We start from the raw sequence: 12,914 nt of genomic DNA, 5'->3' as shown, positions 1-12,914 counted from the left end.
CGTTTCGTAACAGCACAGTAAACGAGCGCCCGAGTGCCCCTATAGCTCAGCTGGTAGAGCAACTGATTTGTAATCAGTAGGTCCGCGGTTCGAGTCCGTGTGGGGGCACCATTTTCATTTCCAGATACGTAGACTGACACGAGATCAGGCTTTGTTTGCAAGGCTCGAGCAGAGACCCCGTCCGGCGTCGTCTTTTCGTGTCCGGCTGCCCCATCAGCTCCCGCTTCAACATAGCTCTTTAGCCAAGGCAAACACCGCTGCTGGGTCGCGATCACGGGGCGGTGATTTTGCCTTGGCACTGCCGGTCGCGCCTAATTTTAAGGCGCTTGCTGAAAATAGTGGCGCAAGTTCCGCTTTCGCATTGCCAATCAATCCCATGTCTGCTGACGGTTTCCCCTATGCAGCGGGTGCTTAAAATCACAATCGTCGAGACCGATCCGGCCCGTGCCGCGCTGATCGAAGAAAGTCTGGCGCGTGCCGGACAATATGAGTTGAACACCGTCAGCGACATGACGCGCCTGACTGCCGCCATTGCAGCACACAATCCCGATATTGTTCTGATCGACCTTGATAACCCCTCACGCGACTCGCTTGAGGAACTGACTCTCGCTTCGGCCCCGCTGGAACGCCCCGTGGCGCTGTTTGTCGACCAGAGCGACGCGAACCTTACCAGAATTGCCATCGAGGCCGGTGTGTCGGCCTATGTTGTCGACGGGCTGCGGGCGGACCGGCTGAAGCCGATTATTGACGCAGCTGTTGCCCGCTTCACCTTGTTTCGCCAGATGCGCACGGAACTGGCCACCACCAAACGTGCGTTGGAAGAACGCAAGGTGATCGACCGCGCCAAAGGTCTGCTGATGAAGGCCAAAGGCATTGATGAACAAGCCGCCTATGATCTGTTGCGCCGTGCAGCAATGGATCAGGGCCGCAAGGTCATTGATGTCGCCGAGGCGCTGGTTACCACGGCGGGACTGTTGTCATGACCACTAAAATGCCGGTTGCCTTCCTGCCGCTGATCGACGCCGCCCCGCTGATCGTTGCGGTTGAATTGGGTTTCGACAGGGCCGAGGGGATCACGCTGGACCTGCGCAGGGCACATTCGTGGTCCAGTTTGCGTGATATGGTGTCATTCGGGCAGGTCACAGCGGCACAGATGCTGTCGCCCATGCCAGTGGCAACGGCCCTCGGGCTTGGCGGCACCGGCGCGCCGCTTGCCAGCATGGCCGTTCTGTCGACGAATGGCGAAATCATCGGTGTCAGCAATGATATGGCGACGCGGATCAGAGGCAACGGTCACAGCTTTGGTGACGGCTTTGGCGATGCCCACGCGGCGGGTCGGGCCCTGATCGCGGCGGCGGACGGCCCTTTGCGGATCGCTGTCCCGTTTCCCTTTTCGATGCACGCAGAGTTATTGTATCATTGGCTGACGGCGCTTGGTCTGCCCGCCCCTGCTGCACTTGATATACGCACGGTTCCACCGCCGTTGATGGCTGGAGCCCTTGCCGCAGGCGAGCTTGACGCCATTTGCGTGGGCGAGCCGTGGGGGTCGATGGCGGTTGAAACCGGCTCTGGCGCTTTGTTGCTTCCGGGCTGCGCGGTCTGGCCCGGTGCGCCTGAAAAGGTGCTGGGCGTGCGCGCCGAACTGGCAGACGCCAACCCCGAACCCCTGCGCGCCATGATCCGCACCCTGTGGCGTGCGGGTGAATGGCTGACCGATCCGCAAAGCCGCACGACGGCCTGCGCATTTTTGGCCCAACGCGACTATCTTGATGTGCCCGCCGAGGTGATCGACCGCGCCCTGTCCGGTCATTTCACGATCACGCCGCGTGGTGAAAGCCGGATCGTGCCTGATTTTGTCGATTTCACCCGCTATACCCCGCAACCGGACCACGCCGCGTGGATCGGAGAGCGTCTTGCCGCGCGTTTGGGGCTGGATAGGACCACGGCGCGGGCCGCCGCTGTTGCCACCTGTCGCACCGATCTGCACCGCGATGCCTTGCTCGCGATTCCCGGCTATGTCCCGCACGAGGCTGCGATGGGCCATTCGTTTGACGGTCAAGAATTCAGCCCCGCACCGGAAGAGTGATCGAAAATGCAGCAGATTTTCGCCGCAACGCAGAAATCTGCCCCGCTATCAGGCCAAATCAGCCTTCGACATTGATTCAACCAACTGCTTCGCGGCAGAACAAACGCAGGAAGACAATGGCGTCTCCCTACTCCCAATTCCCAAAGTCCGGGTAATCCGAGCACAGCCGCTCGACCCTTCGTGCAAATGCGCGAGGCTGGTCAGCGGCTATTTTTCGTTTGTCCGGGGTGCCCTCCCGCCCCGGACCTCACAAGGGACAATTTCATGAAGAAACTTGCAACCTACCTACTGGCGACCACCCTGATTACCGGCCCGGCTTTTGCCGAGATGCTGGATCTGGAAAAAGACGAACTGACATTCGGTTTCATTAAACTGACCGATATGGCCCCGCTCGCAGTGGCCTATGAGAACGGTTATTTCCTTGATGAAGGTCTGTTTGTCACACTCGAAGCACAGGCCAACTGGAAGGTGCTGCTGGACGGCGTGATCGGCGGGCAACTGGACGGCGCGCATATGCTGGCGGGCCAACCGCTGGCTGCGACAATCGGGTACGGCACGCAAGCGCATATTATCACGCCCTTTTCGATGGACCTGAACGGCAACGGGATCACTGTGTCGAACACGGTCTGGGCAGAAATGAAGCCGAACATTCCCACCAACGCCGACGGCCTGCCACAGCATCCGATCAGTGCCAGCGCCTTGCTGCCCGTGGTCGAAAGCTACCGCGCAGAGGGCAAGCCGTTCAACATGGGCATGGTGTTCCCCGTCTCCACGCACAATTACGAACTGCGCTACTGGCTTGCAGCTGGCGGGCTGAACCCCGGTCTTTACAGCCCTGACGACACGTCGGGCCAGATTGGCGCCGATGTGTTCCTCTCCGTCACACCGCCCCCGCAGATGCCTGCAACGCTCGAGGCGGGCACAATCGACGGCTACAGCGTGGGCGAGCCGTGGAACCAGCAGGCGGTAGTCAAAGGCATCGGTGTGCCGGTGATTACCGATTACGAGCTGTGGAAGAACAACCCGGAAAAGGTCTTTGGCATCACCGCTGATTTCGCCAAAGAAAACCCCAACACGACGCTGGCCCTGACCAAGGCGCTGATACGTGCGGCCATCTGGCTGGACGAGAACGACAATGCCAACCGTGCCGAAGCGGTCGAAATTCTCAGCCGCCCTGAATATGTCGGTGCAGATGCCGCTGTAATCGCGGCCTCGATGACCGGAACCTTTGAATACGAGCCGGGAGATGTGCGCGAAGTTCCTGATTTCAATGTATTCTTTCGTTACAATGCAACCTATCCCTATTATTCCGATGCGGTCTGGTACCTGACGCAAATGCGCCGCTGGGGCCAGATTGCGCAGACCAAAGACGACGCATGGTTCGATGAAACGGCCCGTTCCGTCTATCGCCCCGACATCTACCTGAAGGCAGCGCGCTTGCTGGTAGACGACGATCTGGCCGCAGAGGCGGATTTCCCTTGGGACAGCGACGGCTACAAGGCACCAACGCCCGCTGCCGACATCATTGATGCAATCCCCTTCGATGGCAAAACGCCGAATGCCTATATCGACAGCCTGCCCATCGGATTGAAGTCCGGTGAGGTCGTTGGCGGCTGATATACCTGCGCCGCCCGACACCGTGGCGGCGCATTTTCCACCCCTTTTACAGTTCCGGAGACCGCCATGACCGTCGTCGACCCCGATCACCTCGAAGCCAAGCACAAAGAAGCACGCCGCGCCGTCTGGTTCACGCGCATCAATAAAGCCGATGCATGGTTTTCTGTTCTTGGCCTTGCATGGGTCACGCCCCTGCTCAAGGCCGCTGCGGGCGACAATCCACGCGGCCAGATGCGGGATGTGTGGCGGCTGTTGGGTGTGCCGCTGTTGTCCATCGCGATTTTCCTGATGCTGTGGGCCGCATTGGCGCCGCGTGTCGTCACATCGCTGGGCGCAATCCCCGGACCTGTTGCCGTCTGGGATCAGGCCAAAGAGTTGAACGCAGATGCCATCGACAAACGCCAGAAAGCGGCTGTTTTCTATGACCGGCTGGATCAACGCAATGCGCGCCTGATCGAGGCAGGCAGAGCTGACGAGGTCAAGCAGATCGCCTATACCGGCGCACCCAGCTACTACGACCAGATATGGACCTCGATCAAAACTGTGTTTTTCGGCTTTCTGGTCGCCTCGGTCATCGCGATCCCGCTGGGCATCGCTGCGGGCCTGTCGCCCACGGCCAATGCCGCGCTCAATCCGTTGATCCAGATCTTCAAACCGGTGTCGCCGCTGGCATGGCTCCCGATCGTTACCATGGTCGTCTCTGCCGTCTATGCAACGAATGACGGGATGTTTTCCAAATCCTTTCTTGTTTCCGCGATCACGGTGACGCTGTGTTCGCTCTGGCCGACCCTGATCAACACCGCACTTGGCGTGGCGTCCATTGACCGCGATCTGATCAGCGTCAGCCGCGTCCTGAAAATGAGCCCCTACGCCAAGATCACCAAGCTGGTTCTACCCTCTGCACTGCCGCTGATATTCACCGGACTGCGTCTGTCGCTGGGCGTGGGCTGGATGGTGTTGATCGCCGCTGAAATGCTGGCGCAGAACCCCGGCCTTGGCAAATTTGTCTGGGACGAGTTCCAGAACGGATCGTCGCAATCGCTGGCACGGATCATCGTCGCAGTGCTGACAATCGGGATCATCGGTTTCTTGCTCGACCGCGTGATGTTCGCGATGCAGTCGTTCTTTACCTTCTCGGCACAGCGGTGAACGACATGGGTATTCTCGACTTCAAAAACATAAACAAGGGGTTTGGCGAAGGCACACACCGCGCCGAAGTCCTTCAGGACATCACCCTGAGCGTGAAAGAGGGCGAATTTCTTGCCATCCTCGGATTTTCCGGCACCGGAAAGTCCACCCTGATGAACCTGGTCGCGGGACTTGAGGTGCCCGACAGCGGCACCCTGACATTCCGTGGCGCGCCCATTTCCGGACCGGGACCGGATCGGGGTCTGGTGTTCCAAAGCTATAGCCTGATGCCGTGGCTGACCGTGCGCGGAAACATCATGCTGGCCATCGAAGCCGTGCACGGAAAGATACCAAAGGCTGAAAAGACGGCCAAGGCCGATCATTATATCGCGATGGTCGGGCTTGCACATGCCGCCCACCGCCGCCCCGCAGAACTGTCTGGTGGTATGCGCCAGCGGGTTGCGGTGGCGCGTGCGCTGGCGATGGAGCCCGATCTTTTGCTGCTGGACGAACCATTGTCGGCGCTGGATGCGCTGACCCGCGCCAATCTGGCAGACGAAATTCTGGAAATCTGGGAAGCCGACAAAAAGACCTGTATCCTGATCACCAACGATGTGGACGAGGCGATATTGCTGGCGGACCGCATCATCGTGCTGAACCCCAATGGCACGCTTGCCGATCCGGTCGCGGTGAATATCCCCAGACCACGCAACCGCGATGCGATGAACCACGATACCGGTTTCAAAAAGCTGCGCGCGCAGATCACCCAATATCTGATGGATGTCGGCATCGCGGCCAAAGTGACGGAAACACGCCACCTGCCCGACGTGACGCCGATCCACCAGACGATCCCTGCCGTGGTCAAAGACGCCCGCGAAGGCATGATCGCGGAACGCTTTCTCGACTTCTCCCAGCTTCACAAAGTTTACCCGACCCCCAAGGGGCCGCTGACAGTGGTCGAAAACTTCGATCTAAAGGTGAATCAGGGCGAATTTATCAGCCTGATCGGCCACTCCGGTTGCGGCAAGTCGACAGTGCTGACCATGGCCGCCGGTTTGAACGCAATTTCCAAAGGGGCAATCAAACTGGACGGGCGCCACGTCGAAGGGGCCGACCCCGAACGTGCGGTGGTCTTTCAGTCGCCCAACCTGTTTCCGTGGCTTACCGCCAAGCAGAACGTCGCGATTGGCGTTGAAAAAGTCTATCCCAAGGCGTCGCAGGCCGAGCGGCAAGAGGTGGTGGAATACTACCTGGAACGCGTGGGACTTGGCGATGCAATGGACCGTGACGCACATTCGATGTCGAACGGCATGAAACAACGTGTCGGCATCGCGCGTGCCTTTGCCCTGTCCCCCAAACTGCTGCTGCTGGACGAGCCTTTCGGGATGCTCGACAGCCTGACACGCTGGGAATTGCAAGAAGTCCTGATGGAAGTCTGGTCGCGCACCAAGGTGACGGCAGTCTGCGTGACCCATGACGTGGACGAGGCAATCTTGCTGGCTGACCGTGTTGTCATGATGACCAACGGCCCGCAGGCCACGATCGGCAGGATCACCGAGGTGAAGCTGCCCCGTCCCCGCACCCGCAAGGCGCTTTTGGCCCACCCTGACTACTACAATTACCGGCAGGAGGTTCTTGATTTCCTGACAGAATACGAACACGGCGCGAAACCTGCGCCGAAACCCAAAAACATCGCTGCGGAGTAAGCCATGACCAGAAATCTGATCATCATCGGGGCCGGTATGGCCTCGGGCCGGATGCTGGAGCATCTGTTTGAAACCCAACCCGATGCGTGGAATGTCACGCTGTTCAACGCCGAACCCCGTGGCAACTACAACCGGTTGATGCTGTCACCCGTTCTGTCGGGCGAAAAGACCTTTGCCGACATCGTGACCCATGATGCTCAATGGTACGAAGCGAATGGCGTCACCTGCCGCTTCGGGGAAAAAGTGCTGCGGATTGACCGCGACGCGCGTCTTGTCGTCGGCGAGAATGGCGCGGTGCCCTATGACCGTCTTGTGATCGCCACCGGATCGAACCCCTTTATGATCCCGCTGCCCGGCCATGATCTGCAGGGTGTTATTCCCTACCGCGATCTGGACGACACCGAAACCATGATGGCCCTTGGCGCCACGCCCGGATCGCGGGCCATTGTCATTGGCGGCGGCCTGTTGGGGCTGGAGGCGGCGGCCGGCATGAAGGCACAAGGCATCGACGTGACGGTTGTTCACGTCATGGCCCACCTGATGGAACGCCAGTTGGACGAAGCTGCCGGCTATCTTCTGAAAAAGTCGTTGGAGGAAAAAGGCATTACTGTCCTGACTTCTGCCAACTCCAAAGAGATACTCGGCACCGACGGTCGCGTCAGCGGCCTGCGTCTGGACGACGGAACAGAGATTTCGTGCGATCTGCTGGTCATGGCGGTTGGTATCCGCCCGAACGTGGCCCTTGCAAATGATGCCGGTCTGGCCGTCGGGCGCGGTATCCACGTGGACGACGCGATGGTGACATCAGACGCCAATATCCTCGCCCTTGGCGAATGTATCGAACATCAGGGCGCGGTTTTTGGCCTTGTGGCCCCTTTGTACGATCAGGCCAAAGTGGCCGCCGATACGCTGGGGGAAAGGACCGCGGCCTTTATCCCCAAAGAGGTCGCCACAAAGCTGAAGGTGACGGGCTGTGATTTGTTCAGCGCGGGCGATTTTGCCGAAGGTGACGGACGCGACGACATCGTGTTTCGCGACCCGGCACGCGGCATCTATAAACGTCTGGTTCTGCAAGGCACCCGTCTGATCGGTGCGGTCATGTACGGTGACACGGCAGATGGCGCATGGTTTCACGGACTGATCAAAGACCGCAGCGATGTGTCGGACATGCGCGACACGCTGATATTTGGTCCGGCTTTTCAGGGAGGCACCCCCTCGGACCCGTTGGCAGCCGTTGCAGCCTTACCGGATGACGCAGAAATCTGCGGCTGCAACGGCGTTTGCAAATCAAGAATTGTCGATGTGATCAACGGCGGCGCAACCAGCCTGACCGATGTACGTGCCCAGACCAAAGCCAGCGCCTCTTGCGGATCGTGTACAGGGCTGGTCGAACAGGTCATGGCGCTGACTTTGGGCGACGGGTTCGAAGTACAGACCGTCAAGCCGATGTGCCCCTGCACGCCGCTGACCCATATGGACGTGCGCCGCCTGATCAAAAGCCGCGCGCTGAAATCAATGGCCGCCGTGATGCAGGAATGCGGGTGGACCACCTCTTGTGGCTGTGCGTCGTGCCGTCCGGCGTTGAACTACTACCTACTGTGCGATTGGCCCGGCGAATATCAGGACGACGACCAAAGCCGCTTTGTGAACGAACGGATGCACTCCAACATCCAGAAGGATGGCACATATTCGGTCGTACCGCGCATGTGGGGTGGGATCACCACATCAGACGAGCTGCGCGCGATTGCGGATGCTGCGGACAAATACGCCGTTCAGACCGTCAAGGTGACAGGCGGCCAGCGTATCGACCTGCTAGGCGTGAAAAAGCAGGATCTGCCCGACATCTGGGCCGATCTGAACGCGGCGGGCATGGTCAGTGGACAGGCCTATGCCAAGGGGCTGCGCACGGTGAAAACCTGTGTCGGCACCGATCATTGCCGCTTTGGTACGCAAGACAGCACCGGCCTTGGGATCCGAATGGAAAAGGCGCTTTGGGGGGCGTGGACACCCGCCAAGGTCAAGATGGCCGTGTCCGGCTGCCCCCGGAACTGCGCCGAAAGCACCTGCAAGGACGTGGGCGTGATCTGCGTAGACAGCGGCTATGTCTTGCACATCGGTGGCGCTGCGGGCCTGCACATTCAGGGCACCGTCGTGATGTGTACCGTCAAGACCGAGGACGAGGTTCTGGAACACACTGCCGCAGTTGTTCAGCTCTACCGCGAAGAAGCCGCCTATCTTGAGCGGATGTACAAGTGGATGGAAAACGTAGGCCTCGACCACATCGTTGCGCGCGTCGTGACAGACGCGGACAGCCGCCGCGCCTTGGCCGACCGGTTCTATTTCGCGCAGCAGTTCATGCAGCAAGATCCGTGGGCCGAGCGCACCAAACCTGCCTATCGCGCACTTTACGCGCCGCTGGCAGATCTTACGCTGGAGGCCGCAGAATGACCGACTGGACAGATATTGGTGCGCTGGAAGACATCCCCGAACGGGGGGCCCGCGTCGTGAAAACCCATCTGGGCTGCGTCGCAATCTTTCGTACAGCGGAAAACGAGGTGTTCGCCATCGACGACGCCTGCCCGCACAAGGGCGGCCCGCTAAGCGAGGGCATCGTGCATGGTCGGTCTGTCACCTGTCCGCTGCACAACATGGTGTTGCGGCTGGACACGGGACTGGCGCAGGGCGCTGATACGGGCGCAGTCAACACCTATGCCATACGTGTTCAAGGCGGGCGTATCCTGCTTGATGTCCAGAACCTGCGCCGTGGACGGGTGGCATGATGGACGGGACGCCGCACAGGGATGAAATCCGGACCACCTGCGCCTATTGTGGTGTCGGATGCGGCGTGCTTGTGCGGCCCGACGGTAACGGTGGCCTGTCGGTGCGCGGAGACCCCGACCATCCTGCCAACCACGGGCGGCTGTGTTCCAAGGGCTTTGCCTTGGGCGAGACCCTTTCGCTGGACGACCGGCTGTTGTCGCCGCGTGTCAACGGCACCGACACGGACTGGGACACGGCGCTGTCTTTGGTGGCGGACCGCTTTTCGCAGAGCATCGCCAGACATGGCCCTGATTCTGTTGCACTCTACGTCTCGGGCCAGTTGCTGACCGAGGATTACTACGTCGCCAACAAGCTTATGAAAGGCTTTATCGGCTCGGCGAACATTGATACCAACTCGCGCCTTTGCATGGCCTCTACAGTTGCAGGGCAAAAACGCGCCTTTGGCACCGACACCGTTCCGGGCACCTACGAGGATCTGGAACTGGCCGATCTGGTGGTTCTGGTCGGCAGCAACCTCGCGTGGTGTCATCCTGTGTTGTACCAGCGGCTTGCTGCGGCCAAGGCAGCGCGGCCCGCCATGAAGGTCGTCGTGATCGACCCCCGCCGGACGGCCACATGCGATCTGGCGGATATGCATCTGGCGCTTGCTCCGGGCAGTGATGTTGCCCTGTTCAACCGCCTGCTGTCAGCGATCAACGACGGCGGTGCCCTCGATACTGCCTTTTTGCGCCATGTCGATGGCTTTGACGCGGCATTGCGCGCAGCTCGGGCCCAAGACAGAAATGTCGCGGGCTTGCCTGCGGACCAGCTGGACGCATTCTGCCATCTGTGGCTGCGCACGGAAAAGGTCGTAACCGTCTTCAGTCAGGGGGTGAACCAGTCTTCTTCCGGCACGGACAAGGTCAACGCGATCATCAACTGCCACCTTGCCACGGGCCGCATCGGCAAGCCTGGCATGGGGCCGTTTTCCGTCACCGGCCAGCCCAATGCGATGGGTGGCCGCGAGGTGGGCGGGCTTGCCAATGCGCTGGCCTGTCATCTGGACATAGAAGACCCCGCGCACCGCGATCTGGTGCGCACCTTCTGGGACGCGCCAACGATGCCGCAAGCCGCCGGATTAAAGGCTGTCGATCTGTTTGAAAGGGTGCGCACCGGCCAGATCAAGGCGTTGTGGATCGTTTGCACCAACCCCGCCGTGTCGATGCCCGATGCGGATGCGGTGCGCGATGCGATCGCGGGCTGCGATTTCGTGGTGGTCAGCGACCTGACCGCCAAGACGGACACCGCGCGGTTGGCCCACGTTCTGCTGCCCGCGACAGGCTGGGGCGAAAAGAACGGCACCGTCACCAATTCCGATCGCACGATCAGCCGCCAACGCGCTGCGCTGCCCGCCCCCGGCGCGACGCGGCCCGATTGGGCGATCATGGCCGAGGTTGGCCGCAAGATGGGCTGGCACAAGGCGTTCGACTTTGCGTCCCCTGCCCAGATATTCGATGAATATGCCGCCTTGTCGGGTCTGGCGGCGGCAACCGGACGCGACTTTGACATATCCGGCCTGACCGGTTTGGGCGAAGCGGGCTATGCCGCTTTGCAACCGACGCGCTGGCCTGTCACCAAAGATGGCGGCACCGAACGGTTCTTTGCTGATGGCCGGTTCTTTACCCCCGAAGGACGCGCCCGAATGATCCCCGTCACGGCACGCCCGCCCGAGGCCCGCACCAGCCCACGCTTTCCATTCGTTCTGAACACGGGCCGCATCCGCGATCAGTGGCACACGATGACCCGCACCGCCAAGGCCCCTCGTCTGAACCAGCATCTGGGTGAACCGTTTCTGGAAATCCACCCGCAGGACGCCGCAGCCCTTGGCATCGCACCTGCAACGCTGGTCACTGCAACCAGCCCCACGGGGCGCTGTGTGCTGCGGTCGCTGATCACCGACAGGGTGCAGCGTGGTCAGGTCTTTGCCCCGATGCACTGGACCGGGGAAACCGCCCCCACGGGGCGCATCGACGCGCTGGTGCCGGGCATCGTGGACCCCGTTTCGGGCCAACCCGAAAGCAAGGCCGCTGTTGTGGCACTGGCACCCTTTGATGCCGCGTGGTTCGGCTTTGCGGCCAGTACCGACAAGCTGGCCCCCGACTGCCCTTACTGGGCGCGCAGCCGCGTTGAACACGGCTGGCGGGCCGAACTGGCAGGCAACCATGCCCCGCAGGATTGGGAGACCGACGCCCGCCGTCTGTTCGCCCTGCCCCATGCCCGTTGTCAAAGCATTGCAGACCCCGCGACCGGCACCGCCCGCATGGCGTTTCTGGACGGGGACAACCGCCTGCTGGCGGCACTCTTCGTGTCCAGAACACCGGTCGCACTGTCGCGCGATCACCTTGTGTCGCAACTCGGACAGGGTGCAACTGCGCCGCTCTCGGGACGCCCCAGCGCCGATATGCCGGACCCAGGTCCGGTCGTCTGCGCCTGTTTGGGCGTCGGGCTGAACACCATCGGTGCGGCCATCGACAGTGGACAGGCGGCGACCGTCGCACAGGTGGGCGCCTGCACCGGCGCGGGCACAAACTGCGGCTCTTGCAGGCCCGAGATTGCGGTGCTTCTGGCCGCAGCCCAGCGCGTCGAGGCGGCAGAATGACCCTTGCGCCCTATGTTGCCATCCTCGGGCGCGGTCAAGGCCGCGCGCGGTCTCTGACACAGGCCGAGGCTGAGGCCGCGATTGCGCTGATCCTGTCAGGGAACGCAGCCCCCGAAGCCATCGGCGCCCTTTTGATGCTGATGCGGATGAAGGGGGAAACCGCCGAAGAAATAGCAGGACTGACAGCCGGTGCGCGGGCGTCCCTGCCCCGTTGGGCGGGTGCGGCCCCCGCGATCGACTGGCCATCCTATGCCGCCGGACGCACCCGTGGTCAGCCGTGGTTTCTGGCGGCGGCCAAGCTGGTGGCGCAGGCGGGCCATCCGGTCCTGTTGCATGGCTGGAATTCGCATCAGGCCACAGGTGCAAGCGTGCGCGCGGCGCTGCCCGACGTCGGGATCGCACAGGTAGCTTGGACCGAAGCGCCCGACGCCTTGGCGCAGAGCGGTATCGCATATGTCCCGCTGGCGGGTATTTCACCCGCTCTGATGGATCTGCTGCGCTTGCGTGATGTGCTGGGTTTGCGATCGTGCATCAACACCGTGCTGCGTATGCTGAACCCCGGCAGCGCTCCGATTGCGGTGCAGGGTGTTTTTCACCCCTCATACCGCGAATTGCAGCGCGATGCGTCCTTGCTGCTGAACCAGCCCTGCTTGCGCGTGCTGAAGGGCGGCGGGGGCGAATTCGAACATCATCCCACCAAAGACATCACCTTGCACGGATTGCACAACGGCGCGATATGGGAGGGTCAGACCGGCACCGCGCTGACCGGCCACCTGCGCCTGTCCGAAACCGACAGCCGCTTGTCGGATGTCTGGAACGGCACCGTACAAGACGAATTTGCCACTGCGATCATCACCAGCACGGCGGCGCTCGTGCTTGGTGCCTGCGGGCGTGCCGACGCAAACCACTTGGCACTGGACCTTTGGGCCCGCCGCCACCACGCCAAAGCCGCCTAGAG

At 61.3% G+C, this 12,914-nt stretch carries 10 protein-coding genes and 1 tRNA gene; 10 read left to right on the top strand and 1 reads right to left on the bottom strand.

All coding sequences use genetic code 11. The annotated features are described in order from the left end of the window. Positions 1-35: 35 nt before the first annotated feature. Positions 36-111, top strand: a tRNA-Thr gene (locus tag SULPSESMR1_RS04950). A 114-nt stretch (positions 112-225) separates the two neighbouring features. Here SULPSESMR1_RS04950 and SULPSESMR1_RS25335 read toward each other — a convergent pair. Further along, complete coding sequence (locus tag SULPSESMR1_RS25335; protein WP_217621146.1) at positions 226-378, bottom strand: hypothetical protein; 153 nt, start codon at positions 376-378, stop codon at positions 226-228. Positions 379-398: 20 nt separating this feature from the next. On the opposite strand from SULPSESMR1_RS25335, the gene SULPSESMR1_RS04945 reads away from it, so the two are divergent. The 9 genes from SULPSESMR1_RS04945 to SULPSESMR1_RS04905 all read left to right on the top strand — a co-directional run bounded on the left by SULPSESMR1_RS04945 (position 399) and on the right by SULPSESMR1_RS04905 (position 12,912). Then, entirely contained in the window at positions 399-983 is a 585-nt protein-coding gene (locus SULPSESMR1_RS04945) for an ANTAR domain-containing response regulator (RefSeq protein ID WP_089419819.1), read from the top strand. Then, a complete protein-coding gene (locus tag SULPSESMR1_RS04940) occupies positions 980-2,086 on the top strand; it encodes an ABC transporter substrate-binding protein (RefSeq protein ID WP_089419818.1) in 1,107 nt (368 codons plus the stop codon). Before SULPSESMR1_RS04945 ends, SULPSESMR1_RS04940 begins: the two co-directional genes overlap by 4 nt. A gap of 264 nt (positions 2,087-2,350) precedes the next feature. Beyond that, positions 2,351-3,703, top strand: a complete 1,353-nt coding sequence (locus SULPSESMR1_RS04935) for a CmpA/NrtA family ABC transporter substrate-binding protein (RefSeq protein ID WP_089419817.1) — start codon at positions 2,351-2,353, stop codon at positions 3,701-3,703. Between the two features lie 66 nt (positions 3,704-3,769). Further along, positions 3,770-4,852, top strand: a complete 1,083-nt coding sequence (locus SULPSESMR1_RS04930) for an ABC transporter permease (RefSeq protein ID WP_089419816.1) — start codon at positions 3,770-3,772, stop codon at positions 4,850-4,852. A 5-nt stretch (positions 4,853-4,857) separates the two neighbouring features. Continuing rightward, the gene (locus tag SULPSESMR1_RS04925; RefSeq protein WP_089419815.1) at positions 4,858-6,537 is read left to right on the top strand and encodes an ABC transporter ATP-binding protein; all 1,680 of its coding nucleotides are present in this window, start codon (positions 4,858-4,860) and stop codon (positions 6,535-6,537) included. Between the two features lie 3 nt (positions 6,538-6,540). Further along, entirely contained in the window at positions 6,541-8,985 is a 2,445-nt protein-coding gene (gene nirB / locus SULPSESMR1_RS04920) for a nitrite reductase large subunit NirB (protein WP_089419814.1), read from the top strand. Continuing rightward, a complete protein-coding gene (nirD, locus tag SULPSESMR1_RS04915) occupies positions 8,982-9,317 on the top strand; it encodes a nitrite reductase small subunit NirD (protein ID WP_089419813.1) in 336 nt (111 codons plus the stop codon). Before nirB ends, nirD begins: the two co-directional genes overlap by 4 nt. Continuing rightward, positions 9,317-11,956, top strand: a complete 2,640-nt coding sequence (locus tag SULPSESMR1_RS04910; protein WP_089422155.1) for a nitrate reductase — start codon at positions 9,317-9,319, stop codon at positions 11,954-11,956. Before nirD ends, SULPSESMR1_RS04910 begins: the two co-directional genes overlap by 1 nt. Continuing rightward, positions 11,953-12,912 carry a glycosyl transferase family protein gene (locus SULPSESMR1_RS04905; protein ID WP_089419812.1) on the top strand — a complete coding sequence of 320 codons (960 nt, stop codon included), beginning with the start codon at positions 11,953-11,955 and terminating at the stop codon, positions 12,910-12,912. Before SULPSESMR1_RS04910 ends, SULPSESMR1_RS04905 begins: the two co-directional genes overlap by 4 nt. Positions 12,913-12,914: the final 2 nt, after the last annotated feature.

It is taken from the genome of Pseudosulfitobacter pseudonitzschiae (assembly GCF_002222635.1).
Taxonomy (GTDB): domain Bacteria; phylum Pseudomonadota; class Alphaproteobacteria; order Rhodobacterales; family Rhodobacteraceae; genus Pseudosulfitobacter; species Pseudosulfitobacter pseudonitzschiae_A.
Note: the sequence above shows the minus strand (reverse complement) of the source record. Positions and strands in the feature narration are given on the sequence as shown.